Raw genomic sequence first — 25,880 nt, 5'->3', positions numbered from 1 at the left:
CATCGAAGGCGAAGCCACGCCGATGCCGAACCTGAACATCGGCTACCTGCCGCAGGAACCGCAGCTCGACCCGACGAAGACCGTGCGCGAAGCCGTCGAGGAAGGCCTCGGCGACCTGTTCCAGGCGAACAAGAAGCTGGAAGAAATCTACGCGGCGTACGCCGAGCCGGACGCCGACTTCGACGCGCTCGCGGCCGAGCAGGCGAAGTACGAGGCGATTCTCGCGTCGAGCGACGGCGGCAGCCCCGAGCAGCAGCTCGAAGTGGCCGCCGACGCGCTGCGCCTGCCGCCGTGGGACGCGAAGATCGAGCACCTGTCGGGCGGTGAAAAGCGCCGCGTCGCCCTGTGCAAGCTGCTGCTCGAAAAGCCCGACATGCTGCTGCTCGACGAACCGACCAACCACCTCGACGCCGAATCGGTCGACTGGCTCGAGCAGTTCCTGGTGCGCTTCCCGGGCACCGTGGTCGCGGTCACCCACGATCGCTACTTCCTCGACAACGCGGCCGAGTGGATTCTCGAACTCGACCGCGGCCACGGCATTCCGTGGAAGGGCAACTACAGCAGCTGGCTCGACCAGAAGGAAGAGCGCCTGAAGCAGGAAGAAGCGTCGGAATCGGCACGCCAGAAGGCGATCAAGAAGGAACTGGAGTGGGTGCGTCAGAACCCGAAGGGCCGCCAGGCGAAGTCGAAGGCGCGTATCGCCCGCTTCGAGGAACTGAGCAGCCAGGAATACCAGAAGCGCAACGAAACGCAGGAAATCTTCATTCCGGCCGGCGAACGCCTCGGCAACGAAGTGATCGAGTTCAAGAACGTCAGCAAGTCGTTCGGCGACCGCCTGCTGATCGACAACCTGAGCTTCAAGATCCCGGCCGGCGCGATCGTCGGCATCATCGGTCCGAACGGCGCCGGCAAGTCGACGCTGTTCAAGATGCTGACCGGCAAGGAACAGCCGGATTCGGGCGAAGTCGTGATGGGCCCGACGGTGAAGCTCGCGTACGTCGACCAGAGCCGCGACGCGCTCGACGGTTCGAAGACGGTGTTCGAGGAAATCTCGGGCGGCGCCGACGTGCTGACGGTCGGCAAGTACGAAACGCCGTCGCGCGCGTACATCGGCCGCTTCAACTTCAAGGGCGGCGACCAGCAGAAGATCGTCGGCAACCTGTCCGGCGGCGAACGCGGCCGCCTGCATCTCGCGAAGACGCTGATCTCCGGCGGCAACGTGCTGCTGCTGGACGAACCGTCGAACGACCTCGACGTCGAAACGCTGCGCGCGCTGGAAGACGCGCTGCTCGAATTCGCGGGCTCGGTGATGGTGATCTCGCACGATCGCTGGTTCCTCGACCGGATCGCAACGCACATCCTCGCGTTCGAAGGCGATTCGCAGGTCACGTTCTTCGACGGCAACTACCAGGAGTACGAAGCCGACAAGCGTGCGCGCCTCGGCGAGGAAGCCGCGAAGCCGAAGCGTCTGCGCTACAAGCCGATCAGCCGCTGACCGGTGCGGCCCGGGCGCCCGGCCTCGCGCTCACGCGGGGCTGGACGCCAAAGGTGATCGAAGGGGGCCGCATCCGGAACGGCACAACGAAAAAGCGGGCCCATGGCCCGCTCTTTTTTCGCCTGGCGCTCGCCCCGCCGCTTACACCAGCGCGCCCAGTTCGCGCAGCCGCGCTTCGGTCGCCGCCGCGCTCGTATGATGAATGCCGTGCCAGCCGAGCGCCGTCGCGGCCGCCGCGTTGTGCACGTTGTCGTCGATGAACACGAGCTCGTGCGGCGCGATGCCGGGCAGGTGCGGCTCGATCCGCGCATGCATCTCGCGGTAGATCGCCGGATCGGGTTTCACGAGCTTCACACGGCCCGACACGACGATGTCCTTGAACCGGCGCAGCACCGGGAAGTTGTCCCAGGCATATGGAAACGTCTGCGCGGACCAGTTCGTCAGCCCGAACAGCGGCATCCCCTGCGCTTCCAGCCGGTCGACGAGCGCCGCGCCCTCGTCGAGCACGCCGCCGATCATCTCGTGCCAGCGCGCATAGAACGCGCGGATCAGCGCTTCGTGCTCCGGAAACTTCGCGACGAGTTCGGCCGTGCCTTCCTCGATCGTCTGCCCGCCGTCCTGGCGGATGACCCAGTCCATCGCGCACACGTGCGTGAGGAACCAGCGACGCTCGGCGGCGTCGGGAATCAGTTCGCGGTAAAGGTACTCGGGGCTCCAGTCGATCAGCACCCCGCCGAAATCGAACACCACTGCCTTGATCGTCATGCGAACTCCGTAGCGAGCCCGTCCGCGAGCGAACGCGGCGTCACCGCGTTGCCCGACAGCGAATTGTTGTTCCAGATGAAGTGATGGTGCGCGACGATCTGCGCCGCCGACAGGTGGGCGCGCTCGTTCGTCGTGTGCAGGTCGGACACGACGGTCGTCCGGTAGCCGAGCAGCGCGGCACGGCGCGCGGCCGAATCGACGCAAAACTCGGTCGCATAGCCGCAGATCAGCACCGAGCGGATACCGTGGCGATCGAGCTGCGCCGCGAGCGGCGTGTCGTGAAACGAATCGCTCGCCTGCTTGCGCACGCGCCAGTCGTCTCGACCGACGACCAGCCCCGCATGCAGTTCCCAGCCCGGCGTGCCGGGCACGACGTCGTCGTCCGCGTCGCCGTCGTGCTGCACGAAGCACACCGGCGCGTTCGCCGCACGCGCCGCCGCCGTCAACCGGTTGATGCCCGACACCACGTCGTCGAGCCGGTACGCGGGCTGCGCCCGCTCCACCAGCCCGCGCTGCATGTCGACCACGATCACCGCGGTGTCTGCCATTGCTTGCCCTCGCTGTTATCGGCCGGCCGTCGTTCGATCGTTACCGGATCGCTATCCGGCCGTTACCATGCGTTGCGTCAGATCGGCTGCGTGCGCGCGTCGAGCCACGCCTTCGCGTCGCCGCTCACATGCCGGCCGACGCGCTCGCGCACCGTCGCGTGATACGTGTTCAGCCACGCGCGCTCTTCGTCGTGCAGCATCTCGATCAGCACGCAGCGCGTGTCGATCGGGCACAGCGTCAGCGTCTCGAACGCGAGGAAGTCGCCGAATTCCGTCTTCCCGGCCGCACGGTTCACGACCAGGTTCTCGATCCGGATGCCCCACTGGCCCGGACGGTACACGCCCGGCTCGATCGACGTGATCATCCCCTCTTCCATCGCCGTGTACGGCTCGGCCGGCGCGTAGTGCGAAATGACCTGCGGGCCCTCATGCACGTTCAGGAAGTAACCGACGCCATGCCCGGTGCCGTGGCCGTAGTCGAGCCCGGCCGCCCACATCGGCGCACGCGCGATCGCGTCGAGCATCGGCGAGCGGATGCCGCGCGGGAAACGGGCGCGCGACAGCGCCATCATCGACTTCAGCACGATCGTGAAATCGCGCCGCTGCAGGTCGCTCACGGTGCCGACCGGTACGACGCGCGTGATGTCGGTCGTGCCCGTCATGTACTGGCCGCCCGAATCGATCAGCAGCAGGCCGTCGCCGGCGATCGTCGCGTGCGACTCGCGCGTCGCGTGGTAGTGCGGCATCGCGCCGTTCGCGTTGAAGCCGGCGATCGTCGCGAAGCTCGCCGACACGTAGCCGGGGCGTCGGGCGCGCGCGGCCGTGAGCTTTTCCTCGATCGTCAGCTCGGTGATCGTCTCGCGGTTCACCGCCTGTTCGAACCACGCGAAGAATTCCGCGAGCGCGGCGCCGTCGTGCTCCATCGTCACGCGCACGTGCTCGATCTCGGCGGACGTCTTGCGCGACTTCGCGAACGTCGACGGATTCACGGCCTCGACGAGCTTCACGCCGGCCGGCACGGCCTCGAGCGTGCCGAACGTCACGCGGCGCGGGTCGATCAGCAGCGTCGCGCCGTCGGGCAGCGCCGCGAGCGACGCGCGCGCGGCGTCGTAGGCGCGGACGTCGACGCCATCCTGTGCGAGCGACGCGGCCAGCGCAGGCGGCACCTTGCCGTCGGCGACGAACAGCGTCGCGCGCTCGGCGCCGATCATTGCGTGCGCAACGAACACTGGATTGAAGTTGACGTCGGCGCCACGCAGGTTGAACAGCCATGCGAGATCGTCGAGCGTCGACACGAAATGCCACTGCGCGCCGTGCGCGTGCATCGCGCGGCGCACCTCGGCCAGCTTGCTCGCGCGCGTCGTGTCGGCCTGCGGCGCCACGTGCTCGAACACCGCGTCGCCGGGCAGCCCCGGCCGCTCGGGCCAGATCGCGTCGAGCAGGTCGACGTCGGTACGCAGCGCGATGCCGCGCGCGCTCAGCGCGGCCGTCAGCCCGCGCGCGGCCGCGACGCCGAGCACCGCGCCGTCGACCCCGACCGTCGCGCCGGCCGCCACGTTCTGTGCGAGCCAGTCGACGTGCGGTGCGCTTTGCTGCCCGCCCGTCATCTTCATCAGCTGCACGCCCGTGCCCGCCAGCTCGGCGTCGGCCTGCACCCAGTAGCGGCTGTCGACCCACAACCCCGCGAAATCCGCGGTCACGACCAGCGTGCCGACCGAGCCCGTGAAGCCGGACAGCCAGCGGCGCGCCTGCCAGCGTTCGGGCAGGTATTCGGACAGATGAGGATCGGCGGACGGCACGAGATAAGCGGCCAGGTTCTCGCGGACCATGGCGTCGCGCAACAGCGCGAGACGGGCCGGCACCGGCGAGACTTCGGGGAGACGGGCATTCATGATTTCACCTGAGAGCATTCAGCGACGGGCCGACAGCGCGACCGTCACGGCTACGGCGAGGAACGCGACGCCGGTGCAGACCGGCCATTCGAGCGTCTCGCCATCGTAAAACAGTCCCGAGAGATTGCCGACCATGCGGGCGGCGGCCGCGCCCACGATGCCGACGAGCACCGCGATCCACCACGCGGGCCGGCCCGTGCGCCGCATCGGATGCAGCCAGCGGCCGAACAGCCCGACGGCCGCTCCCAGGACAAGGATTCCAAACCAGTTCATTCGACGCCTTCTATAAATTCAGATTCGTCCCATAGGCGTGAACGTTACCAGCGGCTAGCATCGATTCATCCATCGAACCCGAGACCAGCCGGGCGCCGCGAACATTCGAGTGTAGGGGCCGACTCGACGTTATGGCAAGCGCACACCGGCTGCCATATTGAAGAAATTCTCATGCGAATCGCTCTGATCGATCCGGAGTCGCGTCATACCGCACTCCTGAACCGCCTGCTCTTCGCGGGCGGTCACGTGTGCCACGCATTTCCGTCCGGCGCCGCATTCTTCGAGTGGCTCGCCGCCGACAACACCTGCGACATGCTGGTCACCGGCCACTGGGCCGGCGACCAGCCGGCGCAGGAAGTCATTCCGCGCGCGCAGGCGGTCCTGCCCGGGTTGCCCGCCATCGTCGTGATGCAGTCGGCGCGCGAAAGCGAAATCGTCTCGTGCCTGCACGCGGGCGCCGACGATTGTCTCGTGCGGCCCGTGAGCGGGCCCGAGCTGCTCGCGCGCGTCAATGCGCTGAGCCGGCGCGCCGGCGTCCGGCGGCCGCCCACCCGCTCGCGCGAAATGTATGGCGAATACACGTTCGACGCCACGCATTGCCTCGTCCGTTTCGGCGACGCAATCGTTTCACTCACGCCGAAGGAGTTCCGTTTCGCACAGTTGCCGTTCACGAACCTGTCGCGGCCCGTGTCGCGCGCCCATATCCTCGAAACGGTATGGGCGCGCCGCCGTGACATGAAGTCGCGCACGCTCGACACGCACGCGTCCCGGCTGCGCAGCAAATTGCAGCTGCTTCCGGAGCGCGGCTACCGGCTGTTGCCGCTCTACGGCTTCGGCTACCAGCTCGGCCGCGTACCGATCGAGCCCCCAAATTCGCGACCCCGCCACGCCGATGCCCGGTATGCCGCGAGTGAGGAAATCGCTGAAACGCTATAATATGGGGCTAAACGATAGCCCTCGATATGCAACTCCTCACGATCGGAATCAACCACCACACTGCGCCTGTCGCCCTGCGCGAACGCGTGGCGTTTCCGCTCGAGCAAATCAAGCCGGCTCTCGTCACGTTCAAGAACGTGTTTCTCGGCCCGCAGGCGCCCAATACGCCCGAAGCGGCGATCCTCTCCACCTGCAACCGCACCGAGCTGTATTGCGCGACCGACGATCGCGCTGCCCGTGAAGGCGCGGTCCGCTGGCTGTCGGAATATCACCGGATTCCGGTCGACGAACTCGCGCCGCACGTCTATGCGCTGCCGCAGTCGGAAGCGGTCCGGCACGCGTTTCGCGTCGCGTCCGGCCTCGATTCGATGGTGCTCGGCGAAACCCAGATTCTGGGCCAGATGAAGGATGCCGTTCGCACCGCGACCGAAGCGGGCGCGCTCGGCACTTATCTGAACCAACTGTTCCAGCGCACGTTCGCGGTGGCGAAGGAAGTGCGCGGCACGACCGAAATCGGCACGCAGTCGGTGTCGATGGCCGCCGCCGCGGTGCGCCTCGCGCAGCGGATCTTCGAAAAGGTGTCGGATCAGCGCGTGCTGTTCATCGGCGCGGGCGAAATGATCGAGCTGTGCGCGACGCACTTCGCCGCGCAAGGCCCGCGCGAGCTCGTCGTCGCGAACCGCACGGCCGAACGCGGCCAGCGGCTCGCCGAACGCTTCAACGGCCGCGCGATGCCGCTGGCCGACCTGCCCACCCGCATGCACGAATTCGACATCATCGTGTCGTGCACCGCGTCGACGCTGCCGATCATCGGTCTCGGCGCGGTCGAGCGCGCGGTGAAGGCGCGCCGCCACCGGCCGATCTTCATGGTCGACCTCGCGGTGCCGCGCGACATCGAGCCCGAAGTCGGCAAGCTGAAGGACGTGTTCCTGTACACCGTCGACGATCTCGGCGCGATCGTGCGCGAAGGCAACGCATCGCGCCAGGCCGCGGTTGCCCAGGCCGAGGCGATCATCGAAACCCGCGTGCAGAATTTCATGCAATGGCTCGACACGCGCAGCGTCGTGCCGGTGATCCGTCACATGCATACGCAGGCCGACGCATTGCGCCGGGCCGAAGTCGAAAAGGCGCAGAAGCTGCTCGCGCGCGGTGACGATCCGGCCGCCGTGCTCGAAGCGCTGTCGCAGGCGCTGACCAACAAGCTGATCCACGGCCCGACGAGCGCGCTCAACCGCGTCAACGGCGCCGATCGCGATTCGCTGATCGACCTGATGCGCGGCTTCTACCAGCACGCGCCGCGCTCGAACGACCAGTCCGGCCACTAGCGCCGCCCGGTCGCCCTGCCGCCGGCCGCGCATTGTCCTGCCGCCGGCCTATCCTTTCCGAATACCCCTTGCCCGGGAGCGCCGCTCCACACCATGAAGACGAGCATGCAACGCAAGCTCGACCAGCTGTCCACACGGCTGGCCGAACTGAACGACCTGCTGAGCCGCGAAAACGTCACGGCCGACCTCGACCAGTACCGCAAGCTGACGCGCGAACATGCGGAACTCGGCCCGGTCGTCGAGCAATACGCATTATGGCGCCAGTCGCGCAGCGACGAAACGGCCGCGCAGGAGCTGCTGGCCGATCCGTCGATGCGCGATTTCGCGGAAGACGAAATCCGCAGCGCGCGCGAGGGCATGGCGCGCCTCGAGACCGAGCTGCAGAAGATGCTGCTGCCGAAGGACCCGAACGACGACCGCAACATCTTCCTCGAAATCCGCGCGGGCACGGGCGGCGACGAATCGGCGCTGTTCGCGGGCGACCTGCTGCGCATGTACCTGCGCTTCGCGGAACGCCACCGCTGGCAAGTCGAAATGATGTCGGAGAGCGCGTCGGATCTCGGCGGCTACAAGGAAGTGATCGTGCGGATCGCGGGCCAGGGTGCGTATTCGCGCCTGAAGTTCGAATCGGGCGGCCATCGCGTGCAGCGCGTGCCGGCCACCGAGACGCAGGGGCGCATCCATACGTCCGCGTGCACGGTCGCAGTGATGCCGGAAGCCGACGAGATCGGCGAGGTCGAGATCAATCCGGCCGACCTGCGGATCGACACGTTCCGCGCGTCCGGCGCGGGCGGGCAGCACATCAACAAGACCGATTCGGCGGTGCGCGTCACGCACATCCCGACCGGGATCGTCGTCGAATGCCAGGACGACCGCTCGCAGCACAAGAACAAGGATCGCGCGCTGAAGGTGCTCGCCGCGCGCATCAAGGACAAGCAGTATCACGAGCAGCATGCGAAGGAAGCCGCGACGCGCAAGAGCCTGATCGGCTCCGGCGACCGCTCGGAGCGCATCCGCACGTACAACTTCCCGCAGGGCCGGATGACCGACCACCGGATCAACCTGACGCTGTACCGGCTCGAGGCGATCATGGACGGCGATCTCGACGAACTGATCGGCGCGCTCGTCACCGAGCACCAGGCCGAGTTGCTCGCGTCGCTCGGCGAAGCCGACTGAGGCCGCGATGTCCGAGACCACCGCCGACGCCCTGCTGCGCGCCTCGCCGCTCGACCCGGTCGATGCACGCGTGCTGCTCGCGCACGCGCTCGGCTGGACCCGCACGCAACTGATCACGCGCGGCGACGCGCCGCTCGATGACGCCGCGGTCGAACGCTACCGCGCGCTCGAAGCGCGCCGCGTCGCCGGCGAGCCCGTCGCGCAACTGGTGGGCATGCGCGAGTTCTTCGGCCGCCCGTTCGACGTGACGCCCGACGTGCTGATCCCGCGCCCCGAGACCGAACTGCTGGTCGAAGCCGCGCTCGATGCGATCGACGGGCTGCCGCACGCAGCCGTGCTCGATCTCGGCACCGGCAGCGGCGCGATCGCCGTGTCGATCGCGGCCGAGCGCCCCGATGCACGCGTCTGGGCGCTCGATCGTTCGCCGGCCGCGCTCGCGGTCGCGCAACGCAACGCCGACAAGCTGCTCGACGCGCACCGCCCCGGCGGCCCGCTGCACTGGCTGCAGAGCGACTGGTACGCGGCGCTCGATCCCGAGCTCGGGTTCGACGCGATCGTCAGCAACCCGCCGTACATCGCGCAGCACGATCCGCACCTCGCGCAAGGCGATCTGCGTTTCGAGCCGCGCGGCGCGCTCACCGACGGCGCCGATGGCCTCAGCGCGATCCGCGCGATCGTCGCGGGCGCCGGCGCCTATCTGAAACCGGGCGGCACGCTGTGGATCGAGCACGGCTACGACCAGGCCGAAGCCGTCCGCGCGATACTGGCGTCGCACGGCTTCGTCGCGGTCGAATCGCTCGCCGATCTCGCCGCCATCGAACGCACGACCGGCGGCCGCCTGCCGGGCTGATGCCCGGCCCGCCCGGTTGAAATCCGCTATCATTTCGATCTAACGCCCCGCAAACGCAAGGTCAGTCATGGACACCCAACAACGTATCAAGCAAATCGTCGACGAAAACCAGGTCGTGCTCTTCATGAAGGGCAACGCGCAATTCCCGATGTGCGGCTTCTCGGGCCGCGCCGTGCAGGTGCTGAAGGCCTGCGGCGTCGACCAGTTCAAGACGGTCAACGTGCTCGAGGACGACGAAATCCGCCAGGGCATCAAGGCCTTCTCGAACTGGCCGACCATCCCGCAGCTGTACGTGAAGGGCGAATTCATCGGCGGCTCGGACATCATGATGGAGATGTACCAGTCGGGCGAACTGCAGCAACTGTTCGCCGCCGCGTAACACGCGGCACCCGCCCCCTTTCGATGGCATCTCCCAGCGCGCCGCCGCGCCGGCTGATCGTTGCGATCACCGGCGCCACCGGCGTGATCTACGGTGTGCGGCTGCTCGATCTGCTGCGCGCCGCCGGCGGCGTCGAAACGCATCTGCTGATTTCGAACGCCGGTTGGCTCAACATCCAGCATGAACTGAAGCTGCCGAAGGCCGATGTCGAAAGCCGTGCGGACGTCGTGCATTCGGTGCGCGACGTCGGCGCGACGATCGCGTCGGGCTCGTTCGCGACCGACGGCATGGTGATCGCGCCCTGCTCGATGAAGACGCTCGCGAGCGTCGCGCACGGACTGTCCGACAACCTGATCACCCGCGCGGCCGACGTCACGCTGAAGGAACGGCGCCGTCTTGTGCTGATGGTGCGCGAAACGCCGTTCAACCTCGCGCATCTGCGCAACATGACCGCCGTCACCGAAATGGGCGGCATCGTCTTCCCGCCGCTGCCCGCGTTCTATGCGATGCCGAAGACGATCGAGGAACTCGTCGACCAGACCGTCACGCGCGTCCTCGACCTGTTCGCGCTCAGCGCGCCGCTCACGACGCCGTGGCCCGGCATCCGCCACGCGCAGTAAGCCACGCCTCTGCGCGGATCTCCACCGATTCGCGCAGCAACTCCCTCCATTTCACGCCTTCTGATGCGACCCGGCATCCGGAAGCCTGCCTTCGCCGCGATTATCAACAAACAAGCTTCAATCAAATTCCGTAGCGTCGATTTATCAATACACGGTACACGCCTATAGTCACAGGCAAATCCTTTTGCAGGTCACCACCATGAACCGCTTGCCTTCGCTGTACCTGTCCCACGGCGCTCCGACGCTGCCGATCGACCCGGCGCTGCCGTCCGGCGCGTTCACCCACCTCGGCGCCGAGTTGCCGCGCCCACGCGCGGTGCTGATGCTGTCCGCGCACTGGGGCACGCAACGACCGGTCGCGAGCGTCGCCGCGCATCCGGACACGATTCACGACTTCTACGGCTTCCCGCAGGCGCTGTACGACATCCGCTATCCGGCGCCGGGTGCGCCCGACGTCGCCGAGCGCGCGGCCACGCTGCTGAACGCGGCCGGCATCGCGACAGCGACGACCGAACACGGCCTCGATCATGGCGCATGGGTGCCAATGCTGCTGATGTTTCCGGAAGCCGACGTGCCGGTCGCGCAACTGTCGATCCAGCCGCGCGCGGACGCCGCGCATCACTTCGCGCTCGGCCGCGCGCTGCGGCCGCTGCGTGACGAAGGCGTGATGGTGATCGGCTCGGGCCAGATCACGCACAACCTGCGCGCCGCCGATTTCGGCGCGGCGCCCGAGGATGCGGACCCGCGCGTCGCGGAATTCACCGACTGGTTCGAAGCGAAACTGGCCGCCCGCGACGTCGACGCGCTGCTCGACTACCGCCGGCAGGCGCCGCACGCGGCGCTGATGCATCCGACCGACGAACATCTGTTGCCGGTCTTCACGGCGCTCGGCGCGGCGGACGACGACTACCAACTCGGCATCCAGTCGCTCGGCACCTATCAGCGCGTGCTCGCGATGACGAACTACGTGTTCGCGAGCGCCGGCGCCTGAGCCTGGCCGGCGGCGCCACCGCCGGCCCAATAAAAAGCCCGCCCGAGCAACGCCCGGGCGGGCTTTTTTCACTGCATCCTGCCGCCGCCGAATCCGGCGGCAGGTCAGGCGTCAGGCACCGATCCCTTCGAGGATCTCGTCGTGCGACTCGCGCTCGTCGAGATACTGGGTCCGGTAACCGGTATTCACGCCCCAGAAGTAGAACACCAGCGAGATCGCCGCGACGATCAGCATGTCCCAGCCGTACGGCAGGTAGCCATGACCGCCGAACTCCTTGCTGCCGATCAGCGACAGCACGGCCATCGTCGGCAGGTACGCGACCAGCCACCATGCGGCCTTCAGGTCAGCGCCCCAGCCGGTCCAGCCCGACTTCGCCTGGAAGTAGAAATACACCGGCAGCGCGACGATCATCAGCAGGATGATTTCGCCCGTCAGCGGCCACTTCGCCCAGTACAGGATGAGCGAGGCGCACACGAACGCGAACGGCGCGATCAGCTTCATCAGCGGAATCGACAGCGGACGCTCGATGTCGGTCGCCGAACGGCGCAGCGCCATCAGGCTGATCGGGCCGGTCAGGTACGAGATCACCGTCGCGACCGAGATCACCGCCGCGAGCGAGCTCCAGCCGCGGAAGAAGAACAGGAAGACGAACGACACGAGCAGGTTGAACCACATCGCCTGGCGCGGCACGCCGTAGATCGGATGCACGTTGCCGAACATCTTCGGCATCGTGTTGTTGCGCTCCATCGCGTAGATCATGCGGGTGGTCGTCGCCATGTAGGTCGTACCGGTGCCGCTCGGGCTGATGAACGCGTCGACGTACAGCAGGATCGCGAGCCAGTTCAGGTTCAGCGCGATCGCGAGTTCCGCGAACGGCGACGAGAAGTTGAAGTGCGCCCAGCCCTTCGCGACGTCCGCCGGATTCACCGAACCGATATAGGCCATTTGCAGCAGCACGTAGATCACGAGCGCCAGCAGGATCGACGTGATCACCGCGAACGGCACGCTGCGCGACGGATTGCGCGCTTCACCGGCCAGGTTCACCGGGCTCTGGAAGCCGTTGAACGCGAACACGATGCCGCTCGTCGCGACCGCGGTCAGCACGGCCGACCAGCCGTACGGCGCGAAGCTCGCATTCGATGCGACGCCGAGGTTCTCCGAGTGGAAGCTCGTCAGCATCAGGCCGAGGATCGTGAGGCCGGGGATCAGGAACTTGAAGATCGTGATCGCGGTGTTCGCGCGCGCGAAGGCCTTCACACCCCAGTAGTTCAGCATGAAGTAGACGACGACCAGCACGGCCGACAACAGCAGGCCGAGGGTCTGCAATTCGCCGTTCACGAACAACGCGTGCGCCCACGGATACGGCCACGTGCTCATGTACTGGATCGACGCTTCGGCCTCGATCGGAATCACGGATACGATCGCGATCCAGTTGGCCCATGCACTGATGAAGCCCACCAGCGAACCGTGCGAGTAGCGCGCGTAACGCACCATGCCGCCCGACTCGGGGAACATCGCGCCCAGTTCCGCATACGTCAGCGCAATCGCCAGAATCACGACGGCGCCGATGATCCAGGCGCAGATCGCCGCCGGACCGGCGATCTTCGCGGCTTTCCAGGCACCGAACAGCCAGCCCGAGCCGATAATCGAACCCAGCCCCGTCAGCATCAATGCAAACGGGCCGATGTTCCGTTGAATAGAACTCTTCACATCCTCTCCTGTGTCTCAAAAAGCATGGTCGGCCTGCAGTCCGGGATCGGCTCGGACAGCACCGCGCACGCATTCTTGGGGGGAGGGTCACCCGATCGGGGCAACCCGTCCACGCGGCGCGTAGTTTAACGGTTGCACCTCGAACGTGGCGCCAAAATCGATCGCCCCCTACAAAAAATTCGCATCGCTTGCAAGCTTTGTAAACCGGATATCCGCAATAACCCTGAGAGCATGGGAATACGGTTGACCGTCAGACGGATTAGCCGTATAAAGGACTTCGCAGGATTTCAAGTGGCGAGTGAATTGGTTCTTTCGTAGTTCGCCCATCAACGGTACTCCGGTTGGTCCTATTACCCCTTCCTTGATTTTCCGCACCCCATGGGCTTCGGCCCCGTTTTATCTTTTTAGGAACAAGTAACATGGCAACCGGTACCGTCAAGTGGTTCAATGACGCAAAGGGCTTCGGCTTCATCACCCCGGAAGGCGGCGGCGACGATCTGTTCGCGCACTTCTCGGAAATCCGCGTCGAAGGCTTCAAGACGCTGCAAGAAAACCAGAAGGTTGAATTCGAAGTGAAGACGGGCCCGAAGGGTCTGCAAGCTGCGAACATCCGTCCGGTCTAAGCTGGCGCGATCATTCGTGTAAAAAAGCCCCGCTTCGGCGGGGCTTTTTGTTTTTGGGCGTTGGTCGTCCGCCCGGCATGACGACCTTTCAGCCGCCCGCCATTCAGCCGAACAATCGCTGCGCGTGAATGCCGAGACCCGTCGCGACACTCGCGAGGCGATCGCCGAACACCGGCTGCGCATCCGGGAACGCGCCGGCGAGCGCGCCCGACAGGAACGCGAGCCCCGTCGAACCGCCGGTGAAATACAGCGCCCCGACATCGCGCGGCGCCACGCCCGCGAGCCGCACCGTTTCGCGTGCGGCATCGACGATGCGCGCGGTATCGTCCCGACTCGCGTCGACGAGACGATCGGCGTCGAACGCGATCAGCAGATCCTCTTCCACGTCGTTCAGGTCGATCATCGTCTCCCCGCCCGCCGCGACGCCGATCTTCGCTTCTTCCGCGCGCGCCATCAGCGCGTGTCCGAGCCGCTGCTCGACCACGCTCGTGAGCCGGTCGTACTGCCGCACGTCCTGGTACAGGTGCTTCATCAGCTTGAGCTCGCCGACGCGCTTCGGCGTGTAGACGGTGTTGATCAGGTGCCAGGTCGCGAGATCGAAATAGATCTTGTTCGGCAGCTCGCGCCCTTCCGGGTCGAGCGAACGGTAGCCGAATGCGGGCAGGATCGCCGCCAGCTCGACCCGCCGGTCGTAGTCGGTGCCCGCGACGTGCACGCCGTGGTGCGCCAGCACGTCGTCCTTGCGCTCGAGGCGCGCCATCCGTTCCGGCCCGACGCGCACCAGCGAGAAGTCGGACGTGCCGCCGCCGATGTCGGCGACGAGTACCAGACGCTCGGCCGGCTGGCGCGACTCGTAGTCGAACGCGGCGGCGATCGGTTCGTACTGGAAGTGAACGTCCGCGAAGCCGACCGATCGCGCGGCCGCCTCGAGCTGATCCTGCGCGAGACGGTCGGCGCGCGGATCGTCGTCGACGAAGAACACCGGCCGGCCGAGCACCGCGCGGCCGATCGGCGCGCCTGCGCGCGCTTCGGCCTTGCGTTTCAGGTGCGTCAGGAAGCGCGCGATGATTTCGGTGTACGCGATCGCACTGCCGTCGCCGAGATCGGTGGTCGTTTCCGCGAGCGGCGAGCCGAGGATGCTCTTCATCGAGCGCATCAGCCGGCCGTCGAAACCGTCGATATAGGAAGCCAGCGCCGCCCGGCCGTATTCGACCGTCTCTTCGTCGTTGTTGAAGAAGATCGCGGTGGGCAGCGTCAGGTGGTCGCCCTCGACGGGCGCGAGGCGCATGCCATCGCCGTCGGGCAGCGCCACGGCGGAATTGGACGTGCCGAAATCGATCGCGCAGTAAGTCATGGGAAATTGCCGCAGCAGGGCCGGCGCGAAAACGGAAAGGACGGGCTTTTTAACATGAAGCCCGCGCGATCACAACCGGGGCCGGCCACCGGTGCCGCGCAACGGGCGCCGGCGGCAACGGCGCGCGGCATGGCGCACCGGGAACATGCGCGGACAGGATGCGCGATGCAGCCTGCCCGCCTGCGGAGTCAGGCTGCCGCGTCGAAGCTCTTTTTCCACGCACCCGCGTAGACGACTTCGCCGATCGCGTGGCGCGTGCGCGGCGCCTTTTCGCGATCGCGCAGCACGGGATCGAGCTTGTCGACGTTGCCGTAGTGGCCGAGCGAGATGATCGACGCGATCGCGACGTCCGCCGGAATCTCGAACGCGTCGCGGAACGCCTTCGCGTCGAACCCGCTCATCTGGTGCGCGGCGAGGCCGAGCGCGTGCGCCTGCAGCACCAGCGACATCGCGGCGGCGCCGGCGTCGTACAGCGCGGTCGGCGCCGGCTCGCCCTTCGGCGTGAGCGTGTGCGCGGTGACCGCGATCAGCACCGGCGCTGGTGCATTCCAGCCCTGGTTGAACGGCACCAGCGTCGCGAACACGCGTTTGAACGCGTCTTCATCCTGGGTGCGATCGAATACGATGAAACGCCACGGCTGCGCGTTGTACGCGGACGGGGCCCAGCGTGCCGCTTCGAGCACCGCGTGAAGATCGCCGGCGCTGACGGCTTCATCCGAATACGCGCGCGGGCTCCAGCGGCCCGCGATCAGATCGTGAATCGAAACAGTGGTGGGAGCAGGTTTGACAGACATGCGGTTCCTCGCTGACATCGATGAAGGGGCGCGAACGCCCGGCAAACCGCAAGCATACCCGCTTGAGCGACGGCGCGCCCGATCCTGCCGCGCTATGCAAATCTCCGTGCGTGCAATGGCCGGCCGCAGCGTGTGCGGCCGGCCGGACGCGCCCCGATCAGGCTGCCTGCGCCGCCGCGCGCGACGGGCCGCGGTTGATCCGCAGCACGATCAGCGCCCCGATGATGCACAGCCCGCCCGAGATCATCGACGCGATCGTATAGGTGCCGAGACTCGCGCGCAGCAGCCCCGCGCCGAGCGCCGCGAATGCCGCGCCGAGCTGGTGGCCGGCCACGATCCAGCCGAACACGACCGGCGCCGCGGCCTTGCCGAACACGTCGGTCGCGAGCCGCACGGTGGGCGGCACGGTCGCGATCCAGTCGAGCCCGTAGAACATCGCGAACAGCGGCAGCCCGAAGAAGTCGATCCCGAACGCATGCGGCAGATAGATCAGCGACAGCCCACGCAGCCCGTAATACCAGAACAGCAGCACGCGGTTGTCGTAACGGTCGGACAACCATCCCGACAGCGTCGTGCCGAACAGATCGAAGATGCCCATTGCCGCGAGCAGCGACGCACCCTGCACTTCGGTCATCCCGTAGTCGCTGCACATCGCGATCAGGTGCGTGCCGACGTAGCCGTTGGTGCTCGCGCCGCAGATGAAGAAGCTGAAGAACAACAGCCAGAAATCGCGCGAGCGGCTCGCCATCAGCAGCGTGCGGAACGCGACCGCGAGCGGGTTCTCCTTGGTCGCGTCGGGCGCGGGCGGCGCATCGGCCGGCTCGCCGTACGGCCGCAGCCGCACGTCGGCCGGCCGCTCGGGCAGCAGGAACGCGACGAGCGGAATCACGATCGCGGCCGCCACCGCGACGACCAGCACGACCGGCCGCCAGCCGTGGCGCTGCGCGATCGCCGCGAGCATCGGCAGGAACACCAGCTGGCCGGTGGCCGTGCTCGCGGTCAGGATGCCCATCACGAGGCCGCGCCGCGCATGGAACCAGCGCGTGACGAAGGTCGCGGACAGCGTCAGCGCGACGACGCCCGTCGAGCAGCCGACCATCAGCCCCCAGATCACGACCATCTGCCAGCTCTGCGTCATCATCGACGACAGCGCGACGCCCGCGCTCATCGTCACCAGCGCGGTGAGGATCGTCGGGCGCAGCCCGAAGCGCTGCATCGCGGCGGCCGCGAACGGGCCCGTCAGACCATACAGCGCGATGTTCACCGAAATCGCCAGCGAAATCGCCGCGCGGCTCCAGCCGAGTTCGCGTTCGAGCGGCACCATCAGCACGCTCGGCGTCGCGCGTGTGCCGGCTGCCGCCAGCAGGATCAGGAATACCACCGCCGCCGCGAGCCATCCGTAATGGAAGCGCCCGCCGATTCGTGTCACTGCCCAGTTCATCTTCGCGTTCTCCAGTTGGCGGTTGCGGTGCCATTGCACCTGCCCCGCCCCGACCAGGCCACCTCCGCCGCGCATTTCAACATCGGCTGACCCGGGCCGATGCTTGGCATTCGTCTGTTGATCCGGCCGCGATTGTTACCGACCGGTCACAAGTGTGTTGCGATCGTAGTTACCAGTCGGTAACATGTCAAGCAATCCATTACGTAGTCGAGGGTCATCATGTCGGGCATCGAGGTCGCCAAGCCGCCGGCGCGGCGCACACGCCGGCCGATCGACGGCGCCACCGCGCAGGAGCACCTGCTGCGTGCCGCCGAGGAGCTGTTTTACAAGGAAGGCGTGCGCACGGTCGGCGTCGAGGCGGTGGTGGAGCGCGCGGGCGTCAACAAGATGAGCCTGTACCGGCAGTTCTCGTCGAAGGACGAGCTGATCCTCGCGTATCTGGAACGCATGGACGCGTGCTTCTTCGAGCGGCTCGACACGAGCGCCGCGAAGCATCCGGGGCAGCCGAAGGCGCAGTTGATCCAGTACTTCGTCGATCTCGCCGAGCGCGCGACGCAAAAGGACTACCGCGGCTGCCCGTTCGTCAACGTCGCCGCAGAATTCCCGGATGCGTCGCACCCGGCGCGCGAACGCGTCGCGCAGAACAAGGAACAGCTGATGAAACGGCTCGTCGCGCTGTGCGAAGGCGCCGGCGCACGGCAGCCGAAGGCGCTCGCCGATGCGCTCGCGCTGGTGGTCGAAGGCATCTACGCGGCGAGCCAGACCTACCGGCACGGCGAAACGCCGATCGGCAGCGCGCCCGCGCTCGTCACGCAGTTGATCGAAGCCGCCTGCGCGTGACGGGCCGCGCGGGTTCGCCTGCGGCGCGCCCCGCTACAATGCGGCCCTCATAGCCCTTCCGCCCGACTGGTATCACGATGACCGACACCCGCCCCGACTCGCACGACGACATCCTCGCCGCCACGCGGCACTGGCTCGCGCGCGCGGTGATCGGGCTCAATCTGTGCCCGTTCGCGAAAAGCGTCTACGTGAAGGAACAGGTGCGTTACGCGATCAGCGAAGCGACGACCCTGGAGGACGCGCTCGCCGAACTCGAAACCGAGCTGCGCTTGCTCGACGCGGCGGACCCGCAGCAGATCGATACGACGCTCGTGATCTACCCGCATGCGTTCGCCGATTTCGTCGACTACAACGATGCGCTGTTCTTCGCCGAGCGGCTCGTGCGGCAATTGCGGCTCGACGGCGTGCTGCAGATCGCGAGCTTCCATCCGCAATACCAGTTCGACGGCACCGAACCCGACGACATCGAGAACTACACGAACCGCGCGCCGTATCCGATCCTGCACCTGCTGCGCGAGGACAGCATCGCGCGCGCGGTCGACGCGTTCCCGGACGCGTCCGCGATCTACGAAAAGAATCAGGAAACGCTGCGCCGCCTCGGCCACGAAGGCTGGCGCCAATGGATGCGCCGGCCGGGCGACGACGTGTGACGTGTGCCGCGCGGGCGCCATGCCCGCGCACCCGCGCCGTCAGCCTTCGGTCGGCTCGACGGCGGCGTCGCCCGCCGCAGCGGCTTGCGCGACGAAGAAGCGCTCGTTCAGCTCGGCGAGCCCGAACATTCCGAGGATCTCGTTCAGCCGCTCGCCGGGCTTGCGGCGCGGCAGGTTCTTGTACTGCGCGATGATCAGCTCGTTCTTCATCGAATGCTCCCAGCCGACCAGCTCGGTCACGCTGACCTGGTAGCCGTGCGCCTCGAGCTGCAGGCAGCGCAGCACGTTGGTGATCTGGCTGCCGAATTCGCGCGTATGCAGCGGGTGCCGCCACACCTCGGTCAGCGCATTCGCGAGCGACTTGCCCTTGTTCTTGCGCAGCACGCCCGCGACTTCCGCCTGGCAGCACGGCACCAGCACGATGTGCTGCGCGCGCTTCGCGAGCGCGAAGCGGATCGCGTCGTCGGTCGCGGTGTCGCACGCGTGCAGCGCGGTGACGACGTCGACCGTGTCGGGCAGTTGCGGCGACGTGATCGAATCGGCGACCGACAGGTTCAGGAACGACATGCCGCCGAACCCGAGCCGCGCGGCGAGTTCGGTCGAGCGCGTGACGAGTTCCTCGCGCGTCTCGATGCCGTACACGTGCGACGCGAACGCCGGCGTGCCGTGCCCCGGCTGCTGCTTGAAGAACAGGTCGTACAGGATGAAGCCGAGATACGACTTGCCGGCGCCGTGATCGACGAGCGTCACGTGGCCTTTGTCGGCCTGCACGCCGGCGAGCAACGGCTCGATGAACTGGAACAGGTGATAGACCTGCTTCAGCTTGCGGCGACTGTCCTGGTTCAGCTTGCCGTCGCGGGTGAGGATGTGCAGTTCCTTCAGCAGCTCGACGGACTGCTCCGGGCGGATTTCGTGGGTCTTGTTCGACATCGTGAAGCGCCGCCGGGCCACGGTCGGTCGACCACGGCCCGGCGGCGGAAATTCGTGAGGAATGGCGACAGTTTACCGAAAATACGCGGTCAGGCCCGGGCGCCGAGCCGCCACAGCGACGTGACCTCGGCGCGACGCGCCGCATGCAGCGGATCGTCGGCGTCCGTCGACTTCGGGTGCGCGGGTCGGATGTCGTCGCGGCCGAGCACGACGAGGCCGGCTTCGTCGATCCATTGCAGCAGGGTTTCGCGCGGCCGCAGGCCGAGATGCTCGGCGAAATCGGACAGGATCAGCCAGCCTTCACCGCCCGGCTCCAAATGCGCGGCCAGCCCGGCCAGGAAACCGCGCAGCATGCGGCTGTCGGGATCGTAGACCGCGTATTCGATCGGCGCGCTCGGCCGGGCCGGCACCCACGGCGGATTGCAGACCACGAGCGGCGCCCGGCCGGCCGGAAACAGATCGGCCTCGACGATCTCGACCTGGCCAGCATGACCGAGCCGCGCGACGTTCTCGCGCGCACAGGCGAGCGCGCGCGAATCCTGGTCGGTCGCGACGATACGCTCCACGCCGCGCGACGCGAGCACTGCCGCCAGCACGCCGGTGCCCGTGCCGATATCGAACGCGAGCGACGTCGCCGGCAGCGGCGCACGCGCGACGAGCTCCACGTATTCGCCGCGCACCGGCGAGAACACGCCGTAATGCGGATAGATCGGCGCGCCGCCGAGCGCCGGGATCGGCACGCCCTTCTTGCGCCACTCGTGCGCGCCGACGAGGCCAAGCAGTTCGCGCAGCGACACGACCGACGGCGCGCCGCCGGGACCGTACGCCTCCTCGCAGGCCGCACGCACGTCGGGCGCACGGCGCAGCGGGATCGTGTAATCGGCGTCGAGCGGGATCAGCAGCATGCCGAGCGTGCGGGCGCGCTGCGATTGCGCGAGACGATGCAGGTTGAATGCTTCGACGCCGGCCGCGGCTTTCGCCTTCTTCGGCTTGCGTTCGACACGGCGCGCCATCGCCTGCACGAGCTGGCGCGCATTCTGAAAGTCGCCCTGCCAGACGAGCGCGGTGCCCTCGCACGCGAGACGGTAGGCCGCGTCGGCGGTGAGGCGGTCGTCGGCGGGCACCGCGCGCTTCGGCGGTTGTACGCCGGCTTCGGAGCGCCAGCGCACGGCATGATCGACGCCGTCGGCGTCGGTCCAGTGGAAAACGGGGAAATCGGTCACGCGAACTCGGTTACGGTTGACTTCAGCGGCGGCGAGAATTCGCCGCGCGGACCACACCATACCGCGCTTTGCCCGACCCGGCAAAACGGGCGCCGCGACGGCCGCCCGAGAGCGTTCGCCGCGGCGCAATCGTCGATCAGCCGAGATCGACGGTTTCCGCAATGGGCGCATCGCGCTTGACGGCCGCGATGCCGTTCTCGCGGCCTTGCACGGTTTTGTACGTCTCGCTCGTGCCGATGATCTGGTGGTTGGCTGCCTTCAGATTGAACATCGGCTCACCGTTGTGCGCGAGCTTGCGCTCGTAGCGCTCGTCGAGCGGCGCATTTTCCCGCACGGACGCGATCCCGTTCCTCGCGCCGCTTTTCTCCTCGTAGCGCTCGCTCGCGAGGATGATCTCGCCGTTCGCCGACTTCAGGTGGAAGTAGTACTGGCCGTTCACGGCCTTCTTGAGCTCGAATTTTGCCGCCATGGATTTCCCCTAAAAGAATGTCCGACCCTCGGACATCGACAAGTGTAAGGGGGCGCGCCGACCAAAATCGAGATTCCACAGAGATAAGCATTAAAGACTGTCAAATAGTGAATTTTCAGACACATTTGACCGACGTTGAATTCAGGCCGAACGGCCTACCCGCCCCACCCCGGCATGGTCGGCAGGCGCAGCGTGCCCGCATCGTTGAAGTGCACGGTGCCCAGCACGCTGCCGGCGAGCCGGCCGCGCAGCGCGTACGGCAGCTCGCCGTTCGCGGCCGCGCCGGGCAGGTTCCACGCCTGCCGCGCGGCCGCGAAGGCCGACACCGAAACCGGCACGTCGAGCACGGCCTCGCCAAACCGCGGCACGGTGCCCGCCCGATCGCTGACGCCGCTCGCGAACGGCGTGCCGTTCAGGTCGAGCGCGACCGAGATGCCGTCGTAGTCGATCGGCGCATCGTTCGGATTCTGCACGCGCAACTTCAGGCTGAAGCGCATCTCGAGGCCCTGCCCGACGAGCGGGTCGAGCCCGGCGACCGACACGCGCACCGGCTCGCGCGTGAAGCCTGCACAACCGCCGAGCAGGAACACGGCCGCGAACAGCAGCAACACGGTGCGCAGCGGCGCGATATGGAACAGGGCTCGTGGCATGGGACAGTCTCCTCGCGGCAATCGGTGAACGGGTCGTCGATGCATTGTACCGACCATGCCAACCGTCACCGGGTTTCGTAGTTTTTGCAGCACCGCAAGATCGTTAATAGATTAAAACTACGAAATTACCGGCCAAACGGAAAACGCATTAATGACTTTCAGCATTCAATGAAGCGCCCGGAATTCAATAGATACTCTTTCTAAATTTTTCGTTTCCTTTACCCAAAACCATCAAGTATATTTACGCATCCTTGGAGCAAGCCGACAAACCTTGAAGCCGCATGACGGCGAATTTACGGGACGGCGACACGCTGTCCTTCCGTCCTGCGGACTGGCCCGGCCAGCCCCGTAGGTCGTCGGTTCAAAGGGATTGCGCGCCCGCGTCGGGCGTGCGGCCCCGTGTCGTGCGCGCGAAATCAATTCAGTACAACACGCGCCCGGCCATTTTGAACCGGCCAGTTAACCGACATCCGGAAAATCCAGAGGGGGCAGTAAACCATGATTACCTTTACGTAGTCGGCCGCCGTCTTTTCGAATAATCCGTCATTGGCATTTTTTCGCTGTTGATTAAACGGCGAGGGGATTGCTTTTGCCGGCGTTTTCGCAGCACTGAACGATTCTTTCAACAATCGAGGTTTCAGTCATGTCGATTCATATTCGCAAGATGCGTTATCTGCCGCTCGTCGCCGCACTCGCGCTCGCCGGGTGCGGCGGCGACGACGGCGGTGCGGGCTCCGCTTCCGCGCTCAGCTCCGCCGGCGCGCCGCATACCAGCTCGTCGCCCGCCGTCACCGCGCCGCCGAGCGCATCGAACGTCGACAAGAGCGTCTCGCCTGTCGAATTGCCGGACACCGTGGTGCCCGTGAACTACCGGCTGTGGTTCCGCCCGAACGACGCGCTGAACGCGTTCGACGGCCGCGCCGACGTCGAAATCAAGGTGCTGAAGCCGGTCAACAACATCGTGATCGCCGGCCACCGGATCAAGTTCACCAACGGCCGCATCACGCTGCAGCCGGGCAACATCCAGCTGATCGCGACGCCGCAGGACAAGGGCGACTTCTATCAGCTGCGCCCCGTCGCCGGCACGATCGCGCCGGGCAACTATTCGCTGCACATGGAGTGGTCGGGCATCATCAACTTCAAGTCGTACGACGATCCGGCCACGCAGACGGGCGGCAGCTGCGGCGACGATCCGTATCCGGGCTGCTCGGCCGCGGAAGGCGTGTTCCGCGTCGACCTGAAGGGCACCGACGGCAAGACGAGCGGCGCGATCCTGACGCAGGGCGAAACCAACCTGTCGCGCCAGTGGTTCCCCGGCTGGGACGAGCCGGCGTTCCGCCCGACCTATGAAGTGACGGCCGAAGTGCCGCAAAGCTGGCGCGTCGTGTCGAACGCGGCCGAGAAGCCGTCGACCAACGTCGGCGGCGGCTACAAGCTCGTGCAGTTCGAGAAGACCCCGCCGATGCCGTCGTACCTGCTGTTCTTCGGCGGCGGCCTGTTCGACACCTACGAGGACGACTTCACGAGCCCGCTGCCGGGCGGCAAGGGCGGCCTGCACCTGCGCGTGTTCACGCCGCCGGGCATGAGCGAGTGGGCGAAGCCGGCGATGGACCGCACCAAGCAGGCGCTCGACTACTACTACCGCTACACGGGCATCCCGCTGCCGCTCACGAAGTTCGACACGGTGGCCGCGAACGATGCGTTCAAGGAGCAGAAGGACCTGAACTTCGGCGGGATGGAGAACTGGGGCTCGATCCTCGAGTTCGCCGACGACATCCTGCCGCAGCCGGGCCAGCCGATGTCGCACTACGGCAACGAAGTGCTGACGCACGAAGTGGCGCACCAGTGGTTCGGCGATCTCGTGACGACCGACTGGTGGGACAACGTGTGGCTCAACGAATCGTTCGCGACGTTCTTCGAGACGAAGACGACGATCCAGTTCTTCCCCAACGAGTTCAGCTGGCTCGACCAGGTGAAGAACAAGTATCGCGTGATCAATCGCGACATCGGCCCGAACGCGTTCCCGGTCGCGCCAAACTTCAACGACTGGGCGTCGAACGACTTCGTGCTGAGCGCCAGCGCGTTCACGTACGACAAGGGCGGCCACGTGCTGAAGACGCTCGAGAACTATCTCGGCGAGCAGACGCTGCGTAAGGGCCTGCAGCAGTACCTGGTCGACTACTCGTTCGGCAACGGGACGCCGAAGCGTCTGTGGGATGCGCTGTCGAAGGAAAGCGGCCAGGCGGTCGGCCCGATCGGCGACAGCTACGTGCGTCAGACCGGCGTGCCGCTGATCTCGCTCGACACGCAGTGCGACCTGACGAAGAACCAGACGGTCGTCACGCTGAAACAGCAGCCGTTCCCGAACAAGAACGCGTATCCGGGCCTGCAGTGGACGGTGCCGATCACGCTCGCGTACGGTCAGGGTCTCGCGAAACGCACGACGCTCGCGCTGAAGGATACGCAGGCGCAGACGCGGATCGAAGGCTGCACGGGCGTGGTCGCCGATCCGAGCGGTCTCGACTACTACGTCGTGAACTACAGCGACACGGCCTGGAGCGGGCTGCTCACGCAGGTGAACAACTCGACCGATCCGGTGCTGCTGGCGAACCTGAAGAGCGAAGCGGCGCTGCTCGTCGCGAACAACCTCGCGCCGGCCTCGCGCTCGACGTCGATCGGTTCGGTCGCTTCGCCGGCCGCGATGAAGCTGCGCCAGACGCCGACCTTCGGCGGCATCGAAGCGGTGACGAAGGAACGTCCGGCACGGCAATACCAGGGCCTCTTCAAGCCGCGCAAGGTAGTGACGCAGTAACGGTGCGCGTCCGGCCGGTACCGCGCGCCCCGCGGCGCCGGCCGGCGTACCGGTTTCTCCGACCTGTTGACGGGCCTCGCATGCGAGGCCCTTTTTTCATGGGGCGCGGCGTTCGTTCGCCGTCACGCCCACGCGGCGTCCCACGCCGGCTGCGCGAACCACGTGGCGAGGAACGCGACGAGCCGCGACGTGCGCGCACTGCCGCGCGCCTGCTGGCGCAGCACGTGAATCGTCGCCTGCTCGGGCGCCGCCGCGTACTGCGGCAGCAGCGCGCGCAACCGTCCGTCGCGCAGCGCGTCCGCCGCGAGCCAGGTCGGCAGGTGCGCGAGACCGAGCCCGTCGATGGCCGCCTCGAGCAACGCTTCCGAATGATTGCTGCGAAACCGCGGTTGCGCCGGCACGTGACGGCGCTCGCCGAAGCGCCACGCGCCGGGCGGCGGCGCGCCATGCCACGCGAGACAGTCGTGGCTGGCGAGCGCGTCGGGCGATGCGGGTTCGCCGCACCGTGCGAGATAGGCCGCGCTCGCACACAGCACGCGCCGCTGCGGCGCCAGCACCGTCGCGACGAAACGCGTGTCCTCGAGTGGGCCGATGCGCACCGCGAGATCGACGTCGGAGCCGAGCCGCGCGCCCTGCAGGTCGACCATGCTGTCGGTCAGCACGAGGTCGACCTGCAGCGCCGGATAGCGCTGCATGAACGCGGCCAGCGCGGCCATCAGGTGCCGCCGGCCGAAGGGCGCCGGACAGTCGATGCGCAGCAGCCCGCCCGGTTCGTCGTGCTGGCTGTGCAGGTCTTCCTGCAATCCGCGCAGCTCGGCCAGCATCCGGGTCGCACGCCCGTACAGCAGTTGCCCGGCCTCGGTCGGCCGCAGCGCGTGCGTGGTGCGATGCAGGAGACGGATGCCGAGCTGCGTCTCGAGCCGGTCGATGCGCCGCGTGACCGACGACGCGGCGACGCCGAGCCGGCGCGCGGCCGCCGAGAAGCTCTGCTGGTCGACCACGTCGACGAACAGCGCGAGGTGCGGGGAAAGGAAGTCGTCCATTCGTGAGCCTGCGAATTTGGCTATGCGGAAAACGCAAAGCAATCATCCGCCTTTGCACGTTTCCGCGTCAAACAGGGCCCACTAGACTGCA

At 66.8% G+C, this 25,880-nt stretch carries 26 protein-coding genes; 12 read left to right on the top strand and 14 right to left on the bottom strand.

All coding sequences use genetic code 11. From position 1 onward, the window contains the following. On the top strand, positions 1 to 1,495 hold a 1,495-nt coding region (gene ettA / locus H3O04_RS12735; RefSeq protein ID WP_202587816.1), incomplete at its 5' end, for an energy-dependent translational throttle protein EttA. 141 nt (positions 1,496 to 1,636) lie between these two features. On the opposite strand, the gene H3O04_RS12730 is transcribed toward ettA, so the two are convergent. From H3O04_RS12730 to H3O04_RS12715, 4 genes are all read right to left on the bottom strand, one after another. Further along, a complete protein-coding gene (locus H3O04_RS12730; protein ID WP_202587815.1) occupies positions 1,637 to 2,260 on the bottom strand; it encodes an HAD family hydrolase in 624 nt (207 codons plus the stop codon). Next, positions 2,257 to 2,808, bottom strand: coding sequence for a cysteine hydrolase family protein (locus H3O04_RS12725; protein ID WP_202587814.1), 552 nt, complete (start codon positions 2,806 to 2,808; stop codon positions 2,257 to 2,259). Before H3O04_RS12725 ends, H3O04_RS12730 begins: the two co-directional genes overlap by 4 nt. Positions 2,809 to 2,885: 77 nt before the next feature. After that, positions 2,886 to 4,700, bottom strand: a complete 1,815-nt coding sequence (locus H3O04_RS12720) for an aminopeptidase P family protein (RefSeq protein ID WP_006477060.1) — start codon at positions 4,698 to 4,700, stop codon at positions 2,886 to 2,888. An 18-nt stretch (positions 4,701 to 4,718) separates the two neighbouring features. Next, positions 4,719 to 4,973 carry a hypothetical protein gene (locus H3O04_RS12715; protein WP_006477062.1) on the bottom strand — a complete coding sequence of 85 codons (255 nt, stop codon included), beginning with the start codon at positions 4,971 to 4,973 and terminating at the stop codon, positions 4,719 to 4,721. A gap of 171 nt (positions 4,974 to 5,144) precedes the next feature. Here H3O04_RS12715 and H3O04_RS12710 point away from each other — a divergent pair, with 171 nt between their 5' ends. From H3O04_RS12710 to H3O04_RS12680, 7 genes are all read left to right on the top strand, one after another. After that, on the top strand, positions 5,145 to 5,909 hold the full coding sequence (locus tag H3O04_RS12710; protein ID WP_202587813.1) for a response regulator transcription factor: 765 nt from the start codon (positions 5,145 to 5,147) through the stop codon (positions 5,907 to 5,909). A gap of 26 nt (positions 5,910 to 5,935) precedes the next feature. Beyond that, complete coding sequence (hemA, locus tag H3O04_RS12705) at positions 5,936 to 7,234, top strand: glutamyl-tRNA reductase (protein ID WP_006477063.1); 1,299 nt, start codon at positions 5,936 to 5,938, stop codon at positions 7,232 to 7,234. Positions 7,235 to 7,327: 93 nt separating this feature from the next. Continuing rightward, positions 7,328 to 8,410, top strand: coding sequence for a peptide chain release factor 1 (gene prfA / locus H3O04_RS12700; protein ID WP_200161293.1), 1,083 nt, complete (start codon positions 7,328 to 7,330; stop codon positions 8,408 to 8,410). Positions 8,411 to 8,417: 7 nt separating this feature from the next. Continuing rightward, on the top strand, positions 8,418 to 9,260 hold the full coding sequence (gene prmC / locus H3O04_RS12695) for a peptide chain release factor N(5)-glutamine methyltransferase (protein ID WP_202587812.1): 843 nt from the start codon (positions 8,418 to 8,420) through the stop codon (positions 9,258 to 9,260). Between the two features lie 67 nt (positions 9,261 to 9,327). Then, positions 9,328 to 9,639: a Grx4 family monothiol glutaredoxin gene (grxD, locus tag H3O04_RS12690; RefSeq protein ID WP_006477066.1), complete on the top strand. Its 312-nt coding sequence runs from the start codon at positions 9,328 to 9,330 to the stop codon at positions 9,637 to 9,639. Between the two features lie 23 nt (positions 9,640 to 9,662). Further along, positions 9,663 to 10,259 (top strand): UbiX family flavin prenyltransferase, encoded by a 597-nt coding sequence (locus H3O04_RS12685; RefSeq protein ID WP_006477067.1) that lies wholly within the window; start codon positions 9,663 to 9,665, stop codon positions 10,257 to 10,259. Positions 10,260 to 10,458: 199 nt separating this feature from the next. After that, positions 10,459 to 11,250 carry a DODA-type extradiol aromatic ring-opening family dioxygenase gene (locus H3O04_RS12680; protein ID WP_027805529.1) on the top strand — a complete coding sequence of 264 codons (792 nt, stop codon included), beginning with the start codon at positions 10,459 to 10,461 and terminating at the stop codon, positions 11,248 to 11,250. A gap of 111 nt (positions 11,251 to 11,361) precedes the next feature. Here the strand turns inward: H3O04_RS12680 and H3O04_RS12675 are convergent, their stop codons facing one another. Further along, positions 11,362 to 12,960, bottom strand: coding sequence for an APC family permease (locus H3O04_RS12675; RefSeq protein WP_011546550.1), 1,599 nt, complete (start codon positions 12,958 to 12,960; stop codon positions 11,362 to 11,364). Between the two features lie 419 nt (positions 12,961 to 13,379). Between H3O04_RS12675 and H3O04_RS12670 the strand changes: the two genes are divergently transcribed. Beyond that, the gene (locus H3O04_RS12670; RefSeq protein WP_006477070.1) at positions 13,380 to 13,583 is read left to right on the top strand and encodes a cold-shock protein; all 204 of its coding nucleotides are present in this window, start codon (positions 13,380 to 13,382) and stop codon (positions 13,581 to 13,583) included. 103 nt (positions 13,584 to 13,686) lie between these two features. On the opposite strand, the gene H3O04_RS12665 is transcribed toward H3O04_RS12670, so the two are convergent. From H3O04_RS12665 to H3O04_RS12655, 3 genes are all read right to left on the bottom strand, one after another. Next, positions 13,687 to 14,937 (bottom strand): Hsp70 family protein, encoded by a 1,251-nt coding sequence (locus H3O04_RS12665; RefSeq protein WP_006477071.1) that lies wholly within the window; start codon positions 14,935 to 14,937, stop codon positions 13,687 to 13,689. A 188-nt stretch (positions 14,938 to 15,125) separates the two neighbouring features. After that, positions 15,126 to 15,731 (bottom strand): nitroreductase family protein, encoded by a 606-nt coding sequence (locus H3O04_RS12660; RefSeq protein WP_202587811.1) that lies wholly within the window; start codon positions 15,729 to 15,731, stop codon positions 15,126 to 15,128. Positions 15,732 to 15,888: 157 nt separating this feature from the next. Further along, complete coding sequence (locus H3O04_RS12655) at positions 15,889 to 17,172, bottom strand: MFS transporter (protein WP_027811730.1); 1,284 nt, start codon at positions 17,170 to 17,172, stop codon at positions 15,889 to 15,891. Positions 17,173 to 17,391: 219 nt separating this feature from the next. Between H3O04_RS12655 and H3O04_RS12650 the strand changes: the two genes are divergently transcribed. Beyond that, complete coding sequence (locus H3O04_RS12650; protein WP_011546554.1) at positions 17,392 to 18,012, top strand: TetR/AcrR family transcriptional regulator; 621 nt, start codon at positions 17,392 to 17,394, stop codon at positions 18,010 to 18,012. Between the two features lie 77 nt (positions 18,013 to 18,089). Next, entirely contained in the window at positions 18,090 to 18,662 is a 573-nt protein-coding gene (locus tag H3O04_RS12645; RefSeq protein WP_202587810.1) for a DUF1415 domain-containing protein, read from the top strand. 39 nt (positions 18,663 to 18,701) lie between these two features. On the opposite strand, the gene H3O04_RS12640 is transcribed toward H3O04_RS12645, so the two are convergent. The 5 genes from H3O04_RS12640 to H3O04_RS12620 form a co-directional block, all read right to left on the bottom strand. Beyond that, positions 18,702 to 19,592 (bottom strand): class I SAM-dependent methyltransferase, encoded by an 891-nt coding sequence (locus H3O04_RS12640; protein ID WP_202587809.1) that lies wholly within the window; start codon positions 19,590 to 19,592, stop codon positions 18,702 to 18,704. A gap of 89 nt (positions 19,593 to 19,681) precedes the next feature. After that, a complete protein-coding gene (locus H3O04_RS12635; protein WP_202587808.1) occupies positions 19,682 to 20,815 on the bottom strand; it encodes a methyltransferase in 1,134 nt (377 codons plus the stop codon). Positions 20,816 to 20,951: 136 nt separating this feature from the next. Beyond that, entirely contained in the window at positions 20,952 to 21,284 is a 333-nt protein-coding gene (locus tag H3O04_RS12630; RefSeq protein ID WP_011546557.1) for a YegP family protein, read from the bottom strand. A 155-nt stretch (positions 21,285 to 21,439) separates the two neighbouring features. After that, positions 21,440 to 21,934 (bottom strand): LEA type 2 family protein, encoded by a 495-nt coding sequence (locus H3O04_RS12625; RefSeq protein WP_027811727.1) that lies wholly within the window; start codon positions 21,932 to 21,934, stop codon positions 21,440 to 21,442. Between the two features lie 416 nt (positions 21,935 to 22,350). Next, entirely contained in the window at positions 22,351 to 22,560 is a 210-nt protein-coding gene (locus tag H3O04_RS12620) for a hypothetical protein (protein ID WP_154233672.1), read from the bottom strand. 17 nt (positions 22,561 to 22,577) lie between these two features. On the opposite strand from H3O04_RS12620, the gene H3O04_RS12615 reads away from it, so the two are divergent. Further along, positions 22,578 to 24,746 (top strand): M1 family metallopeptidase, encoded by a 2,169-nt coding sequence (locus H3O04_RS12615; RefSeq protein WP_023475745.1) that lies wholly within the window; start codon positions 22,578 to 22,580, stop codon positions 24,744 to 24,746. 122 nt (positions 24,747 to 24,868) lie between these two features. Here the strand turns inward: H3O04_RS12615 and H3O04_RS12610 are convergent, their stop codons facing one another. Further along, positions 24,869 to 25,789, bottom strand: coding sequence for a LysR family transcriptional regulator (locus H3O04_RS12610; RefSeq protein ID WP_202587807.1), 921 nt, complete (start codon positions 25,787 to 25,789; stop codon positions 24,869 to 24,871). Between the last annotated feature and the right edge of the window lie 91 nt (positions 25,790 to 25,880).

It is taken from the genome of Burkholderia sp. KCJ3K979 (genome assembly GCF_016759955.1).
GTDB classification, from domain to species: domain Bacteria; phylum Pseudomonadota; class Gammaproteobacteria; order Burkholderiales; family Burkholderiaceae; genus Burkholderia; species Burkholderia orbicola.
This window is presented reverse-complemented; position numbering and strand designations above follow the sequence as displayed.

Excerpts from the sequence above, each read along its gene's own strand:
- H3O04_RS12725 (WP_202587814.1), bottom strand. The coding sequence starts at position 2,808 with ATGGCAGACACCGCGGTGATCGTGGTCGACATGCAGCGCGGGCTGGTG.
- H3O04_RS12680 (WP_027805529.1), top strand. The coding sequence starts at position 10,459 with ATGAACCGCTTGCCTTCGCTGTACCTGTCCCACGGCGCTCCGACGCTG.
- H3O04_RS12665 (WP_006477071.1), bottom strand. The coding sequence starts at position 14,937 with ATGACTTACTGCGCGATCGATTTCGGCACGTCCAATTCCGCCGTGGCG.
- H3O04_RS12710 (WP_202587813.1), top strand. The coding sequence starts at position 5,145 with ATGCGAATCGCTCTGATCGATCCGGAGTCGCGTCATACCGCACTCCTG.
- H3O04_RS12650 (WP_011546554.1), top strand. The coding sequence starts at position 17,392 with ATGTCGGGCATCGAGGTCGCCAAGCCGCCGGCGCGGCGCACACGCCGG.
- H3O04_RS12615 (WP_023475745.1), top strand. The coding sequence starts at position 22,578 with ATGTCGATTCATATTCGCAAGATGCGTTATCTGCCGCTCGTCGCCGCA.
- H3O04_RS12625 (WP_027811727.1), bottom strand. The coding sequence starts at position 21,934 with ATGCCACGAGCCCTGTTCCATATCGCGCCGCTGCGCACCGTGTTGCTG.
- H3O04_RS12660 (WP_202587811.1), bottom strand. The coding sequence starts at position 15,731 with ATGTCTGTCAAACCTGCTCCCACCACTGTTTCGATTCACGATCTGATC.
- prfA (WP_200161293.1), top strand. The coding sequence starts at position 7,328 with ATGAAGACGAGCATGCAACGCAAGCTCGACCAGCTGTCCACACGGCTG.
- H3O04_RS12645 (WP_202587810.1), top strand. The coding sequence starts at position 18,090 with ATGACCGACACCCGCCCCGACTCGCACGACGACATCCTCGCCGCCACG.
- H3O04_RS12730 (WP_202587815.1), bottom strand. The coding sequence starts at position 2,260 with ATGACGATCAAGGCAGTGGTGTTCGATTTCGGCGGGGTGCTGATCGAC.
- H3O04_RS12720 (WP_006477060.1), bottom strand. The coding sequence starts at position 4,700 with ATGAATGCCCGTCTCCCCGAAGTCTCGCCGGTGCCGGCCCGTCTCGCG.
- H3O04_RS12685 (WP_006477067.1), top strand. The coding sequence starts at position 9,663 with ATGGCATCTCCCAGCGCGCCGCCGCGCCGGCTGATCGTTGCGATCACC.
- H3O04_RS12610 (WP_202587807.1), bottom strand. The coding sequence starts at position 25,789 with ATGGACGACTTCCTTTCCCCGCACCTCGCGCTGTTCGTCGACGTGGTC.
- hemA (WP_006477063.1), top strand. The coding sequence starts at position 5,936 with ATGCAACTCCTCACGATCGGAATCAACCACCACACTGCGCCTGTCGCC.
- prmC (WP_202587812.1), top strand. The coding sequence starts at position 8,418 with ATGTCCGAGACCACCGCCGACGCCCTGCTGCGCGCCTCGCCGCTCGAC.
- H3O04_RS12655 (WP_027811730.1), bottom strand. The coding sequence starts at position 17,172 with ATGAACTGGGCAGTGACACGAATCGGCGGGCGCTTCCATTACGGATGG.
- grxD (WP_006477066.1), top strand. The coding sequence starts at position 9,328 with ATGGACACCCAACAACGTATCAAGCAAATCGTCGACGAAAACCAGGTC.
- H3O04_RS12670 (WP_006477070.1), top strand. The coding sequence starts at position 13,380 with ATGGCAACCGGTACCGTCAAGTGGTTCAATGACGCAAAGGGCTTCGGC.
- H3O04_RS12715 (WP_006477062.1), bottom strand. The coding sequence starts at position 4,973 with ATGAACTGGTTTGGAATCCTTGTCCTGGGAGCGGCCGTCGGGCTGTTC.
- H3O04_RS12640 (WP_202587809.1), bottom strand. The coding sequence starts at position 19,592 with ATGTCGAACAAGACCCACGAAATCCGCCCGGAGCAGTCCGTCGAGCTG.
- H3O04_RS12630 (WP_011546557.1), bottom strand. The coding sequence starts at position 21,284 with ATGGCGGCAAAATTCGAGCTCAAGAAGGCCGTGAACGGCCAGTACTAC.